At 65.3% G+C, this 14,698-nt stretch carries 12 protein-coding genes; 10 read left to right on the top strand and 2 right to left on the bottom strand.

The features are described from left to right. Window positions 1–116 precede the first annotated feature (116 nt). From hrcA to ACIQC0_RS07975, 3 genes are read left to right on the top strand one after another with little or no spacing between them, the layout of a single operon-like run. The gene (hrcA, locus tag ACIQC0_RS07985; RefSeq protein WP_377216161.1) at window positions 117–1,130 is read left to right on the top strand and encodes a heat-inducible transcriptional repressor HrcA; all 1,014 of its coding nucleotides are present in this window, start codon (window positions 117–119) and stop codon (window positions 1,128–1,130) included. Window positions 1,131–1,157: 27 nt separating this feature from the next. Continuing rightward, complete coding sequence (gene dnaJ, locus ACIQC0_RS07980) at window positions 1,158–2,285, top strand: molecular chaperone DnaJ (protein WP_377216162.1); 1,128 nt, start codon at window positions 1,158–1,160, stop codon at window positions 2,283–2,285. Between the two features lie 2 nt (window positions 2,286–2,287). Beyond that, entirely contained in the window at window positions 2,288–3,064 is a 777-nt protein-coding gene (locus tag ACIQC0_RS07975; RefSeq protein ID WP_400534036.1) for a 16S rRNA (uracil(1498)-N(3))-methyltransferase, read from the top strand. On the opposite strand, the gene ACIQC0_RS07970 is transcribed toward ACIQC0_RS07975, so the two are convergent. Continuing rightward, on the bottom strand, window positions 3,051–4,001 hold the full coding sequence (locus ACIQC0_RS07970) for a GerMN domain-containing protein (protein ID WP_400534034.1): 951 nt from the start codon (window positions 3,999–4,001) through the stop codon (window positions 3,051–3,053). The genes ACIQC0_RS07975 and ACIQC0_RS07970 overlap by 14 nt on opposite strands. A 357-nt stretch (window positions 4,002–4,358) precedes the next feature. Between ACIQC0_RS07970 and ACIQC0_RS07965 the strand changes: the two genes are divergently transcribed. The 5 genes from ACIQC0_RS07965 (at window position 4,359) to ACIQC0_RS07945 (ending at window position 9,867) form a co-directional block, all read left to right on the top strand. After that, on the top strand, window positions 4,359–5,444 hold the full coding sequence (locus ACIQC0_RS07965) for a PhoH family protein (RefSeq protein WP_377216165.1): 1,086 nt from the start codon (window positions 4,359–4,361) through the stop codon (window positions 5,442–5,444). Continuing rightward, on the top strand, window positions 5,441–5,914 hold the full coding sequence (gene ybeY, locus ACIQC0_RS07960) for an rRNA maturation RNase YbeY (protein WP_377216166.1): 474 nt from the start codon (window positions 5,441–5,443) through the stop codon (window positions 5,912–5,914). Before ACIQC0_RS07965 ends, ybeY begins: the two co-directional genes overlap by 4 nt. Further along, window positions 5,911–7,242, top strand: coding sequence for a hemolysin family protein (locus tag ACIQC0_RS07955; RefSeq protein WP_377216167.1), 1,332 nt, complete (start codon window positions 5,911–5,913; stop codon window positions 7,240–7,242). Before ybeY ends, ACIQC0_RS07955 begins: the two co-directional genes overlap by 4 nt. Then, entirely contained in the window at window positions 7,226–8,185 is a 960-nt protein-coding gene (era, locus tag ACIQC0_RS07950) for a GTPase Era (protein ID WP_377216168.1), read from the top strand. The genes ACIQC0_RS07955 and era overlap by 17 nt, the downstream gene beginning before the upstream one ends. A gap of 107 nt (window positions 8,186–8,292) precedes the next feature. Further along, window positions 8,293–9,867: an LCP family protein gene (locus tag ACIQC0_RS07945; protein WP_400534029.1), complete on the top strand. Its 1,575-nt coding sequence runs from the start codon at window positions 8,293–8,295 to the stop codon at window positions 9,865–9,867. 24 nt (window positions 9,868–9,891) lie between these two features. Here the strand turns inward: ACIQC0_RS07945 and ACIQC0_RS07940 are convergent, their stop codons facing one another. After that, window positions 9,892–11,844: a M13 family metallopeptidase gene (locus ACIQC0_RS07940; RefSeq protein ID WP_400534026.1), complete on the bottom strand. Its 1,953-nt coding sequence runs from the start codon at window positions 11,842–11,844 to the stop codon at window positions 9,892–9,894. 252 nt (window positions 11,845–12,096) lie between these two features. Between ACIQC0_RS07940 and leuA the strand changes: the two genes are divergently transcribed. Continuing rightward, a complete protein-coding gene (leuA, locus tag ACIQC0_RS07935) occupies window positions 12,097–13,836 on the top strand; it encodes a 2-isopropylmalate synthase (protein WP_400534023.1) in 1,740 nt (579 codons plus the stop codon). A gap of 108 nt (window positions 13,837–13,944) precedes the next feature. Next, window positions 13,945–14,697, top strand: a complete 753-nt coding sequence (gene recO, locus ACIQC0_RS07930; RefSeq protein WP_400534020.1) for a DNA repair protein RecO — start codon at window positions 13,945–13,947, stop codon at window positions 14,695–14,697. The last annotated feature ends 1 nt before the right edge of the window (window position 14,698 follow it).

The following is a 14,698-nucleotide window of genomic DNA, read 5'->3' as shown; positions in this document are numbered from 1 at the left end:
CTAACAACGGGCCGAGGCATAATAGACTGTTAGCACTAAGGCATGTCGAGTGCTAACCGCCAAGGCGGACTGAACGGGGAGGCGAGGCCGTCCCGGACCCTGGATGGAGGTGGAGTGTGAGCGAACCGCGCAAGCTGGAAGTGCTGCGGGCCATCGTCGAGGACTATGTCCATTCGCGCGAACCGGTGGGTTCGAAGGCCCTCGTGGAGCGGCACCATCTTGGCGTTTCCAGCGCAACCATCCGCAACGACATGGCCGCTTTGGAGGATGAGGGGCTCATTACCGCGCCGCACACCAGTGCGGGCCGGATACCCACGGACAAGGGCTACCGGCTGTTCGTGGACCAAATCTCGGCAGTGAAGCCTCTGTCCCAGGCGGAGCGCCGCGCCATCCAGTCGCTGCTGGAGGGCGCGGACGACCTCGACGACGTCCTGGACCGGACCGTGCGCCTGCTGTCGCAGCTCACCAACCAGGTGGCCGTGGTGCAGTATCCGCACCTCAGCCGGGCGCTGGTCCGCCACATCGAATTCGTACTGCTGGCCCCGCGCAAGGTGCTGGTAGTGCTGATCGCCAACAGCGGCAAGGTGGACCAGCGGGTGATCGACGTCGGGCAGGACCTGGGGGACGACGCCCTGGCCGCGCTGCGGACCCGTTTCCTGGGATCGCTGGGCGGAACTCCGCTCAGCCAGCTGGCCCAGTCCCTCTCCGCAGTAGTCACTGCGGTGAGCCCCGGGCAGCGGCAGGCGGCACAGGCCCTGGCGCACGGCCTCGAAGCGCTGGCACACAACAGCCGGGAAGACCGTATGGTCATGGCCGGCACAGCAAATCTGGCCCGTTCCAACGTGGACTTTCCGCTGAGTATCGGCCCTGTCCTGGAAGCCTTGGAGGAGCAGGTGGTCATGCTGCGCCTCCTGAGCGAAATGGCGCAGGACCACCGCGGCGTGGCCGTGAGTATCGGCCGGGAAAACCCCTACGACGGCCTGGCGGAAGCTTCCGTGGTGGCCACGGGCTACGGTCCGGACAGCGCAGCGAAAATCGGAGTACTCGGGCCCACCCGGATGGACTATCCCACCACCATGGCCGCTGTGCGCGCCGTGGCACGGTACCTGTCCCGGATCCTGGGACCCTGACGTTACAACAAGGAAGAGAAACCAACTTTGAGCAGCCACTATGACGTCCTTGGAGTCTCGCCGGAGGCTACGGGGGAAGAGATCAAAAAGGCCTACCGCAAGCTGGCCCGCACGCTCCACCCCGACGTCAACCCCGGCCAGGATGCCTCGGACCGCTTCAAGGCAGTGACCCACGCCTACGAGGTCCTCTCGGACCCGCAGAAGCGCCGTGTCTACGACACCACGGGGAACGAGAACGGCACCGACAACGGTTTCGGCGGCGGCGGATATGCAGGCCAGGGGTTTGCGTTCCAGGACATCTTTGACACGTTCTTCGGAGCCGGCGGCACCACCGGTCCGGCATCGCGTGTACGGCGCGGACAGGACGCCCTGATCAGCGTCCGCATCGAGCTGCGCGACGCCGTTTTCGGTGTCAACAAGAAGCTTGAGGTGGATACCGCGGTCACCTGCCCCACCTGCGAAGGTTCCTGCTGCCAGCCGGGCTCCCACCCGGAGCGCTGCGACATCTGCGGCGGCAGCGGCCAGGTCCAGCGGGCGGTCCGCTCGATCCTGGGCCAGGTCATGACCGCCGCACCCTGCGGGAGCTGCGAAGGTTTCGGCACTGTCATTAAGGATCCCTGCAACGAGTGCAGCGGCCAGGGCCGTATCCGCAGCCGCCGGTCACTGACCATCAAGGTGCCTGCCGGCGTTGCCACCGGCACCCGGATCCAGCTCTCGGGACAGGGAGAGGCGGGCCCCGCCGGCGGTCCGTCAGGCGATCTTTACGTGGAAATCCGCGTCAACAACGATGCCACCTACGTCCGCGACGGCGATGACCTGCACGCCACCTTGAACATCCCCATGACGGCGGCAGCGCTGGGCACCGATGTCAGCCTGGAGACCTTCGACGGGATCCAGGAAATCGACGTCAAGCCGGGCACGCAGTCGGGCGAAATCATCACCCTCCGCGGACTTGGCGTAACCCACCTGCGCGGCTACGGCCGCGGAGACCTGAAGGTCCACCTGCAGGTGGAAACCCCGGCACGGCTGGATGCTGCCCAGGAAGACCTGCTGCGCCAGCTGGCCAAGCTGCGTGGAGAACAGATCACCGAAGGCAAGCTGGCCGCCAGCGGCGGCATGTTCGCCAAGCTCCGGGACCGACTGGGTAACCTGTAGCGGTGAGCAACCCGGTCTTTTTCGCCCCCGCCGGAAGCCTCGACGGGGTTGGTCCCGGCGCGGTCTTCGTCCTGGAAGGCCCCGAGGCGCGGCACGCAGTCGCCGTAAAACGCCTGGCGCAGGGTGAACCCGTGGACATCGTGGACGGCGTCGGCAGGCGCCTGACCGGGACGGTCACCTCGTCCGGGCCGTCTAGGCTGGAAGTCGAGTGCCTTACCATCACAGCCGAGGCACGGCCGGACGTCAGGCTGATACTGGTACAGGCCCTCGCTAAGGGCGACCGGGACGAACTGGCCATCGAGACGGCCACTGAATTGGGCATCGACGCGGTGGTTCCGTGGCAGTCGGAACGTTCCATCGTGCGCTGGAAGGGTGACCGGGCCGCAAAGGCGCACGCCAAATGGCAGTCCGTGGTTGCGGCGGCCGCAAAGCAGGCGCGGCGCGCCTGGATCCCCGAGGTGCGTCCCGCGGTCGAGACCTCCGCGCTTGCCGCGGCCGTGGAAGCCGCAGACCTGGCCGTGATCCTGCATGAGGACGCGGTCCGCCCGCTGCGAAACGTCCTTGAAGAATGGCGAATCCGTGGCGACGGCGTGCGGGAAGTGCTGCTGATCGTTGGTCCGGAAGGCGGCATCAGTCCGCGCGAGGTGACACGGCTGTGCGATAAGGGGGCGGTGACGGCCTTGCTCGGCACGCACGTCCTGCGTTCCTCCACGGCCGGGCCCGCCGCCGTCGTCCTCGCCAGCGATGTCTTGGGCCGCTGGGACACTACCGGACGGTAAACGACCTGGTATCTGCGTTCCGGTCGGGTCCGTCACCGGCACCCGCCTGCGCAACTTTCAGCTCATAGTCACCAGCGGGAAGCTTCAGGTCCAGGGTGAATACGCCGGACCGCCCGGCTTCCGCGGCGGCTGTCGCTTCACCGGTGAGGTACGGCGCCTTCGCCTCGCCCTCGGCGCCCTTCAGGACCTGCCAGCGCAGCTTGCTTCCGGCCTTGGTGCTGCGTCCGGTGATCTTGACGTTACCCGCGCCCAGTTCCACGCCCTCCTGCGGGTCGATGATCCAGACCGGAGCCACCATCCCGGGCCCACGCGACATCAGGTCGCCCAGCTGGATATGTTTGAAGGCTGGATAGTCGGTATGGCCGTCCACCAGGATGCGCACCCTGATCTGCTGGCCGGAGTCGATCAGGCCGGAACTTGCCGCGGCGGCCGTTGCCGTGTACACCAGTTGCTGCACCGCGCGGGCAGCCATATCCGCGTCGAGGTTGCTGTTGAAGGCGTCCTCGGAGACGTCTACGTTGATGACGTCCTTGCCCGAGATGGACGTGGCAAGGCTGCTGGGATTCTGCCAGGGCGTGAAGAAATCAGGGTCCAGCGGCTCCTCGGACATCATGGCCCGCAGCGCCCGGGTCACGGGATTCTCCTGCTCCGGCACGTCCCGGAACTCGCGGTAAAGGAAGACGTTCGGGCCGCTCCGGCCAATCCAATAGACCGGGGCCTTGTTGGAGGACTGTGTTGTTTCAAGCGGTGCGCTTGTGGCCGGGACGCCGGGAGTTCCCGCTGCAGTGGTGCCGGAGCCGGAAGGTGTGGTGGGTTCCGGGACAGGCTCTGCGATGCATCCGGTCAGCAGGGGCACCGCCAGAAAACCCGCCACGACCGCGGTACGCACACGGCGGTCCGCGCGTGCGCTCCTGCGGGGAGCGGTGGTTTCCGGCACGATGATGTCCCTGTCCTTTCTGGGTGGTGCGCCGATCCCCGGGCGGCTCCTTCCAACGGAAGCTGGATTTCCAGCATCGCACAGGACCTGTGGCAGGAACCCCGGATCAGACCGTCCGGAGCGAACTGCAACGGGAACGATATCCGGCTGATATGAACTTGAGACATAATCGGCCGGTGCCGCCGGTCGGCACCCCGGGGCAGGCTTACGTGAGCGGTCAGGAGCGGCCGGAGGGGGCCTCCTGGCGTAAGATGTAAGGACCCGTTGGGAAGAACGACGCCGGCACCGGCTCCGCCCTTTCCCGGCGGCAAACGTTTATCAGACTTGAAGGGGATCACGGGCCCGCGGGCCAGCACTATGACTGAATCAGCGAACGGAAAGCGCCGGCTCACCGGAGAGGGCGCCGCAGCAGAGTTCCCCCATTCCCTTCCGGGAGTCCGGACGGAGGTGGTCCTCTTCGATAACTCCGACCAGATGGTTCAGTCCCTGGGCAGCCATGATGAAGCGCTTCGCTTTATCGAGGAGCAGTTCCCCAACGTCAACTTCCACGTCCGTGGCAACGAACTGACCATCAGCGGCCCGCCCGCTGAGGTGCCGCGGATCATGCGACTCCTCGACGAGGTCCGAGGACTGGTGTCGCGTGGGACTGTGATTACTCCCGCTGTGCTGCAGCAGCTTGCCGCGCTTTTGCGCAGCCAGTCCCTGCAGAACCCTGTCGACGTTCTGACCCACGACATCCTCTCCAGCCGGGGCCGTACCATCCGGCCGAAGACGCTGAACCAGAAGAACTACGTGGACGCCATCGATGACAACACGGTGATCTTCGGCATCGGCCCTGCGGGTACGGGGAAGACTTACCTGGCCATGGCGAAAGCCGTCCAGGCGCTCCAGCAGAAGGAAGTCAGCCGCATCATCCTCACCCGCCCCGCAGTGGAGGCCGGTGAGCGGCTGGGATTCCTGCCGGGCACGCTCAGCGACAAAATCGACCCCTATCTGCGCCCCCTCTACGATGCCCTGCACGACATGATGGACCCCGAGTCCATTCCCCGGCTCATGGCGGCCGGGACCATCGAGGTGGCACCCTTGGCCTACATGCGCGGACGCACGCTCAATGATGCCTTCATCATCCTCGACGAAGCCCAGAACACCACGCCGGAACAGATGAAGATGTTCCTGACCAGGCTCGGATTCGGTTCCAAGATGGTGGTCACCGGCGACGTGACGCAGGTGGACCTGCCCTTCGGCACCCGTTCCGGACTCCGCATCGTGGAGGAGATACTGCACGGCATCGAGGGCGTCAACTTCTCCGTCCTCGATGCAGCAGACGTGGTCCGGCACCGGCTGGTGGGCGACATCGTTAATGCCTACAGTCTCTGGGATGACGCGCAGCGCAGCCGCGTCAAACATTCGACCGTACGGGATAAGCGGGGGGAACACGCGTGAGCATCGAGGTTAACAACGAATCCGGGGTCCGGGTGGACGAAGCGGCGCTGGTCGCCCTGGCGAGGTACATCTTCGAACAGCTCTTCATCCATCCACAGGCAGAACTTTCCATCCTGCTGGTTGATGAACCCGCCATGGAGAAGCTGCACATCGAACTGATGGACGAGCCGGGGGCCACGGACGTGCTGTCCGTTCCTATGGACGAGCTGACCCCCGGCACCCCGGACCGGCCAACGCCTCAGGGCATGCTGGGCGATATTGCCATCTGCCCCCAGGTGGCCGAGGTTCAGGCCCGCAACGCCGGCCACGGCCTTGAGGACGAGATGCTGCTGCTCACGACGCATGGAATCCTGCACCTGCTCGGCTATGACCACGCAGAACCCGAGGAGAAGGCCGAGATGTTCGGGCTCCAGCGTGAACTGCTCGCCGGGTTTACGGGCAAAGAAGCGCCTGCCGAGACCACCCAGTGACCGAATCGCTCCTGGTCTTCATGGCCTTGGTTTTCCTTGGCACGGCGGCGGTACTGACGGCGGCCGAGGCCGCGTTCAATTTCCTTCCACGCCACGAGGCCGAAGACGCCCTGGCGCGCAATCCGGCGGGGACCATGCGGAAGATCCTCGCCCATCCCGTAGCCCACATCCGTGCCCTGCGGTTCTGGCGTATCTGGTTCGAGATGGCCTCGGCAGTGGCAGTGGCAGTGCTCCTCTACAGCCTGCTGGACAACGTATGGCTGGCCGGCCTCGCTGCCACCGGCATCATGGCCCTTCTCGGTTTCGTCATTGTCGGTGTCTCGCCCCGCCAGTTCGGCCGGCTGCACTCCACCGCCGTGGTCCGGTTCACCGCGCCCATGATCCGTTTCCTGACCTGGGTCCTCGGCCCCATCCCCGGCTGGCTGGTGGCACTTGGCAGCTCAGCGGCCCCCGGGGCGCCCATCGGTGACGAGGCGTTCTTCAGCGAGCAGGAGTTCCGCGAACTGGTGGAACGGGCCAGTGAATCGGACATGATCGAGGACACCGAAGCGGAGATGATCCAATCGGTCTTCGACTTTGGAGACACGCTGGTGCGCGCCGTGATGGTTCCGCGGACGGACATCCTGAGCATCGACGCCGGGTCCACCCTCCGGCAGGCCATGTCGCTCTTCCTGCGTTCCGGCTACTCGCGGGTGCCAGTCATCCGTGAGGACACCGACCACATCCTGGGGATTGTCTATCTCAAGGATGTCGCCGCAGTCCTGCACCGGCTGGCACCGGGCGAGGAGCCGCCGCCCGTGGAGACGCTGGCCCGGGACGTGCGTTACGTACCGGAGTCAAAACCGGTCAGTGACCTGCTCAGGGAGTTGCAGAAGGAATCCACGCACGTCGCTATCGTGATTGACGAATACGGCGGCACGGCCGGGCTGGTAACCCTCGAAGACCTGATCGAGGAAATTGTCGGCGAAATCGTCGACGAATACGACACGGAAAGCGCTGAGGCTGTCGAACTCGGCGACGGATCCTTCCGTGTCAGCGCACGGATGAGCATCGACGACCTCGGCGAGCTGTTCGATTTCGAACTCGACGACGACGAGGTGGACACGGTGGGCGGGCTCCTGGCCAAGGCACTGGGACGGGTACCGATCGTTGGCAGCGCCGTCCAGGTCCACGGGCTCTCATTGCGTGCCGACCGGCTGGAAGGCCGCCGCAACCGCGTCAGCCACATTATTGCGGCGCGGGTGACAAAAGAAGACACTGACCTTGAAGACCTCCTCGACGAGGCCGAAGCAACCCAGCAGGGAGTTCCACGTGAGCAAGAAAAATAAGGCCGCAGGCGAAGAAGACTTCGGCGGTTTCCGGGCAGGGTTCTCGGTGCTGGTGGGCCGCCCCAACGCCGGCAAGTCCACCCTCACCAACGCTCTGGTGGGCAAGAAAGTGGCCATCACTTCGGCCAAGCCACAAACCACGCGGCACACCATCCGCGGCATCGTGCACCGTGATGATGCCCAGCTGATCCTGGTGGACACACCCGGCCTCCACCGGCCCCGCACCCTCCTGGGCAAGCGGCTGAACGACCTCGTGGCGGACACCCTGGCCGAGGTTGACGCAATCGGTTTCTGCCTGCCGGCCAACGAAAAAATCGGCCCCGGAGACAAGTTCATCGCGGCCCAGCTGGCCGCCGTAGGGCGCAAACCGGTGATCGCGATCGTGACCAAGGCGGACCTTGTTGACCGGCAGGCGCTGACGGAGCAGCTGCTGGCGGTTGCTGCGCTGGGCCGGGAGGTCATGGGAGAGGATGGCTGGAAGGACATCGTGCCCGTTTCGGCCAGCGACGGATTCCAGGTAGGGACCGTGGCCGACGTGCTGATCAGCCACATGCCGCCGTCGCCCCCGCTGTACCCCGATGGAGAGCTTACGGACGAGCCCGAGGCCGTCATGGTTGCCGAGCTTATCCGCGAGGCTGCACTGGAGGGCGTCCGCGACGAATTGCCGCACTCGCTTGCCGTCGTCGTCGAGGAAATTGTGCCGCGCGAAGACCGGCCCGAGGACAACCCGCTGCTGGACGTCCGTGTGAACCTGTATGTGGAGCGTCCCTCGCAGAAGGCAATCATCATCGGCAAGGGCGGAAGCAGGTTGCGGGAAGTGGGAACCAACGCCCGCAAGGGGATTGAGGCGCTGCTCGGAACAAGGATCTACCTGGACCTCCATGTGAAGGTGGCCAAGGACTGGCAGCGGGATCCCAAGCAGCTGGTTAAACTCGGCTTCTGACCCGTTGGCTGCCGGCATCGCCCCGGGGTCGGCGCGCTGTGGGGTAAGTTCCCAGACTGGACCACTAAAATGGACCGGATTTTGTTTTTTAGAGGAAGGTTCAGCACGTGGGTCGAGGCCGCGACAAACGCCAGAACGCGACGGGTGCCGCCGCCGGTCCGGCGCCGGTATCCCGTCACTCCGGCACGGGGCCCGCCGGAGCCGCGCGCCACATGGGCCGTCCGCACGGCATGCCACTGTGGCTGAAGATCGTGACCGGAATCCTCACCGTGGCCCTTGCAGGAGCCCTGGTTTTTGCCGGCTTCTGGTTCCTGCGGCTGCAGAACAACATCTCCAAGGCGCCTCTGAATGCCGGCGGCGGCGGGAACGAGGTTGCCGATGACGCCAAGGGCAGGCTGCAGATCCTGATCCTGGGGTCGGACACGCGGGACGGGAAGAACTCGAAATACGGTGTCGCTGAGGATTCAACCGGTTACGGCAACTCGGACGTCATGATGCTCATGGACATCTCGGAGGACAACAGGCGCGTCAGCGTGGTCAGTTTCCCCCGCGACCTCCTGGTGGACATCCCTGAGTGCAAGGACCCCGAATCCGGCAAGACGTTCCCGGCGCGGTCCGGCGTCATGATCAATGAGGCCATGGCGGAAGCGGGCATTGGCTGCGCCGTGGATACAGTCAATGAAATTACCGGCCTGGAGGTGGACCACTTCATGATGGCCGACTTCAACGCGGTCAAGGAGCTCTCGAACGCAGTGGGCGGCGTAGAGGTCTGCATCAGCGATGCCGTTTACGACCCCGACTCGCGCCTGCGCCTGCCGGCCGGAACCTCATCCGTCCAGGGCGAAATGGCCTTGGCTTTCCTCCGTACCCGCCACGCTTTTGCCGACGGCGGCGACCTGGGACGTATCAAGGCCCAGCAGGGCTTCCTCTCTTCGCTGACCAGGAAGATCAAGGACGAGGGAACCCTGTCGGACCCGCCCCGCATGCTGAAAATAGCCGATGTGGTGACGAAGAACCTCACCGTTGATGAAGGACTGGCCTCCGTGCCCACCCTGCTGACCATCGGCACCAGGCTCAAGGACATCGACGTCAGCAAGGTGGCCTTTGTCGCAGTCCCCACCAGGCCCGCCCAGAGCGACTCCAACCGCCTTGAGATCGCGGAGCCGGCAGGATCGCAGCTTTTTGCCGCCATGCGCAAGGACGTGGACCTTACCGATCCCGCGGCCCCGGCCACACCTTCGCCCGGTGCCACGCCAAAGCCGACGACCCCCGCCCCCACGCCAAGCGCTCCGCCTGCGCAGCCTTATGACAAGACCCTGCAGCCGGTCGCAGTAGCCAACGGAACCGGCGAGCCGGGCCGCGCGCAGGAGATCGTGGAAGCGGTGATCGCCGCAGGGTTCACCCAGGCCAGCCAGTTCGAGGCTACTCCGGTGGAACAGTCCGTGGTGTACTACGGCGCCGACTTCGCCGACGTGGCGCGGGACGTGGCAAAGATCTTCGGAATTCCGGCGGCCCAGATCCTTCCTGCCGACGGGGTCTATGGCGTCCAGGTGTACCTGGGAACAGATTTCCCGTCTGGGGTGAAGTACGGCGGGGTCGCGCTGCCGAAGGACATTGTCAACCAGACGGCCAAGGACAGCACCTGCCAGCAGGCCAATCCTGCACTGATTGTGCAGGAATAGGGCCGGCCGGCAGGTACAGGACGGCTACCAGATACTCACGCGTTCGTCCGGGGCCATCCACATGCCGTCCTGTTCGGTGACGGCAAAGGCGTCATGGAAGGCGTCCAGGTTGCGCGCGATGGCGTTGGTGCGGAACTCGTTGGGGGAGTGTGGGTCCGTGGCCAGGCGCCGCACCGCCTCCTCGTGCCTGATCACCTGGCGCCAGCCGGCGGCCCAGGATGCAAAGAACCGCTGCTGGCCGGTCAGGCCGTCCAGGACTTCCGGCTCCTTGCCGTCCAGGCTGATCAGGTAGGCCTTATAGGCGATGGCCAGGCCCGCCAGGTCGCCGATGTTTTCGCCGAGGGTAAGCCGGCCGTTAACGTTATGGCCGGGTGCCGCATAGGGGGACAGGGCATCGTACTGGGCGACCAGCCTTGCGGTGAGCGACTCGAACGCCTTCCGGTCCTCGTCGGTCCACCAGTTCCGCAGGGTACCCCCGCCGTCAAACTGGGATCCCTGGTCGTCGAAGCCGTGGCCGATTTCGTGGCCGATAACTGCCCCGATGCCCCCATAGTTGACAGCATCATCAGCGTCCGCAGTGAAGAACGGCGGCTGCAGGATGGCGGCCGGGAACACGATCTCGTTCATCATCGGGTGGTAGTAGGCATTGACCGTCTGCGGCGTCATCAGCCATTTGTCCCGATCCACCGGCTTGCCTACCTCGTCAAGGTGGCGGTCGACGTCGGCGTTATGGGCGCGCTCCACGTTGCCGAGGAGGTCGTGGCGGTCGATCTCCACGGCTGAGTAGTCAATCCACTTGTCCGGGTATCCGATTTTCGCGCGGAAGGCTTCCAGCTTGCGGAGCGCTTCGGCGATCGTTGCTCCGCCCATCCAGCTCACCGAGGTGATGCTTCGGCGGTACGCTTCGATGAGGTTGTCGACCAGTGCCTGCATCCGGGCTTTGTGCGTTTCCGGGAAGTGGCGTTCCACGTAGATCTGGCCCACGGCTTCACCAAGGCCGGCCTCCACGGCGCCGACAGCCCGCTTCCAGCGAACTTTATTCTGCGGGGTGCCGCTCAACGCGGTGCCGTAGAAGGCAAAGTTGGCGTCCACGAAGGCGGAGGACAGGTAAGGGGCGGCGGCACTGATGACCCGCATGGCCAGCCAATCCTGCCAGGTGGAGAGCGGCACCTCGTCCAGGAGTCCTGCCGTACCTTCAAAGAAGTCCGGGGTGCTGACCACCAGTTCGGTGCGCTTGTCCTCTTCGATGCCGGCCGCCTCGCACCACCCGGGAAAGTGGGGGAAAAGTTCGGCGGCCTCCCCGGCGGTTTTCAGATTGTAGGTTTTCTGGGGGTCGCGGAGGGTGACGTTGTCCCAGTGGTGCGCCGCAAGCCGGGTTTCCAGCTCGACCACCCGCGTGGCGGCAGCAGCAGCGTCCGGCAACTCAGCCAGGGCGAACATCCGCTCCACATGGCCGGTGTAAGCGGACACCAGCGGAGCAAACTTCTCTTCGCGGTAATACGACTCGTCGGGAAGGCCAAGGCCGCCCTGGCCGATATAGAGCAGGATGCGGTCAGGGTTCCCGGCGTCCGGAGCAGGGTAGATGTAGAACAGGCCACCGACGTCCGCCCGGAACAGGCGGCCCGTCAGGGACACCAGGTCAGCTACGGAGGAGGTGGCGAAGACATCCGACAGCCGCCGCCGAATCGGCTCCATGCCCTTGGCTTCCACTCCGGCCTCATCCATGAAGCTGTTGTAGAGGTCGCCGATCTTCCGTTCGATGCCGGTTGCCGCGGCACCCTTGCCGGCGGCTTCCTCGATGATCGCGCGCACTGCCAGCTCAGAGCCGTCGCGGAGCGCAGTGAACGTGCCTTCAAGCGGCCGGTCTTCGGGAATCTGTGTGGCCTTCAGCCAGGCCCCGTTCACGTGCCGGTAAAGGTCATCCTGCGGCCGGACGGTGTGGTCGAAGGTGGATAGGTCGATGCCGGAATTAGGCACTGAAACTCCTTTGGCCGCAGGGCCGTACCGGTGTCGGTTCGGCCTCGCGTCTGCATGGTGGACGTTACGGACGGTAGCGCCCTTTCATCTTACGCACCCGTGTTACCCTCAAATGGTGCGTGCAGAACTGCTTCTCCTTAGCTGCCGCGGCGAGGCCACAGACGCGATCTAGCGCAAGGCCCACCCTCGCTGCGGAGTTTGTGTTGCCCGGCCACCTTTCAACGAAGAACCACAGAAAAGGCCCCGATAGTAATGCGAAACGCACAGAAGCCCTCAGGAATGCCTGCCCACCGCTATACCCCGTTCCAGGACCTGATCACGGTCGAACTGCCCGACCGCACCTGGCCGGACAAGGTCATCACCAAGGCTCCGCGCTGGTGCGCCGTAGACCTGCGCGATGGCAACCAGGCGCTGATCGATCCCATGAGCCCCGCCCGCAAAATGAAGATGTTCGATCTGCTGGTGCGCATGGGCTACAAGGAGATCGAGGTCGGGTTCCCGTCGGCGTCGCAGACAGACTTCGACTTCGTCCGCCAGCTCATCGAAGGCAACCACATTCCGGACGACGTCACCATCCAGGTTCTCACCCAGGCCCGGGAACACCTGATCGAACGGACCTACGAGTCCCTGGTCGGCGCCAAGCAAGCCATTGTCCACCTGTATAACTCCACGTCCGTGCTGCAGCGCCGCGTCGTCTTCAACCAGGACGAGGACGGCATCCTGGACATCGCGTTGCAGGGTGCGCGGCTGTGTAAGAAGTACGAGGAAACCCTCGCGGACACGCACGTGACTTACGAATACTCCCCGGAATCCTTTACCGGCACCGAACTGGAGTATGCCGCGCGGGTGTGCAACGCCGTCGCCGATGTCTTTGAAGCCTCCGCGGACCGCCAGGTCATCATCAACCTGCCGGCCACGGTGGAGATGGCCACGCCCAATGTGTACGCCGACTCCATTGAATGGATGAGCCGGCACCTGCACCCCCGCGAGGGCATCATCCTCTCGCTGCACCCGCACAATGACCGCGGCACCGGCGTGGCCGCCGCCGAGCTGGGCTACTTGGCCGGCGCGGACCGCATCGAGGGCTGCCTGTTCGGCAACGGAGAACGTACCGGCAACGTCGACCTTGTCACTCTGGGCCTGAACATGTTCGTGCAGGGCATCGATCCCATGATTGACTTCTCCAACATCGACGACGTCCGCCGCACCGTAGAGTACTGCAACCAGCTGCCCGTCCCCGAGCGTTCGCCCTACGGCGGCGACCTGGTCTTCACGGCTTTCTCCGGCTCGCACCAGGACGCCATCAAGAAAGGCCTGGAAGCCTTGGAGCGCGATGCGGCCGCGGCCGGCCAAGACATTGCCGACTTCAAGTGGGAAGTTCCCTACCTGCCTGTGGACCCCAAGGATCTGGGCCGGAGCTACGAGGCCGTCATCCGGGTCAACTCCCAGTCCGGCAAGGGCGGCGTTGCCTACCTGCTCAAGAACGAGCACAGCCTGGACCTGCCCCGCCGCGCACAGATCGAGTTCTCCGGCGTGATCCAGCGCCGCACGGACACTGTCGGCGGCGAGGTCAGCGGCGCACAGCTGTGGCAGATCTTCCAGGACGAATACCTGCCCTCGGGCCGGGAAGACGGGCAGTGGGGCCGCTACTCCCTGGGGGCGGTCAAGACGGAAACAGACGACGACGGCGGCATGACGTTGCATGCGTCCCTCACCGTGGACGGCGTGCAGGCCAACCGGACAGGCACCGGAAACGGTCCCATCGCCGCGCTGCTGAGCATCCTGCGCGAAGACGGGGTGGACGTGCGGGTGCTGGACTACAGCGAACACGCACTCTCCGAGGGCGGCAACGCCATGGCCGCCGCCTACGTCGAGTGCGCGGTGGGGGAGCGGGTCCTGTGGGGCGTCGGCATTGACGCCAACACGAGCATGTCCTCCCTGAAAGCCGTCATCTCGGCCGTCAACCGGGCCATCCGGGACGCACAGGCCTGACCCCGCAGGCCAAAGTGCCGCCGGATTTTCCGGCGGCACTTTGTCGTTTGTCGAAACTGGGCAGTGCACGGCGGAACAATGCCGCCGCCGGGGATGGGAAGATAAAGCGTGGCCCAACAGTCTTTCGCTTCCCGCGCGTACCGGGACGACGCCGTCGTGCTCCGTACCCACAAGCTGGGAGAGGCGGACCGCATCATCACCCTGCTCACCAAGCACCATGGCCAGGTCCGGGCGGTGGCCAAGGGGGTGCGGCGGACCAGCAGCCGGTTTGGCGCCCGGCTGGAACCCTTCATGGTGGCTGACCTGCAGCTCGTTTCCGGGCGGACGCTGGATATCGTCACGCAGGCGGTGGCCAAGGGCGCCTATGGCGGGAGCATTGCCGCCGACTACGGCAGGTATACGGTAGCCGCGGCCATGACGGAGACCGCCGAGAAGCTGACGGACGTGGACGGCGAAGCCGGTACCGCCCAATACAACCTGCTGGTGGGCGCCCTCGCCGCGCTCAGCCGGGACGACCATGCAGCCGGGCTGATCCTGGACTCCTACCTGTTGCGTGCCCTGGCTACCGGCGGCTGGGCACCGAGCTTCACGGACTGCGCCCGCTGCGGCGCACCCGGTCCACACTCTGCCTTCTCGGCTCCGATGGGCGGCATGGTGTGCGGGGACTGCCGGCCGCCGGGTTCACCGGCACCTGCCGCGGAGACGGTGGTGCTTCTGGCCGCACTGCTGACCGGAGACTGGGCCACCGCCGATGCCTCCCTGCCCGTCCACCGGAAGGAGGCCGCCGGCCTGGTGGCCGCCTACCTGCAATGGCACCTCGAAAGAGTCCTGAAATCCCTCAAGCATGTGGAGCGTAGCTGAC

It is taken from the genome of Pseudarthrobacter sp. NPDC092419, from assembly GCF_044755045.1.
Taxonomy (GTDB): Bacteria; Actinomycetota; Actinomycetes; order Actinomycetales; family Micrococcaceae; genus Arthrobacter.
The sequence above is the reverse complement of the archived record's forward strand: the minus strand, read 5'-3'. Positions and strand labels throughout refer to the sequence as shown.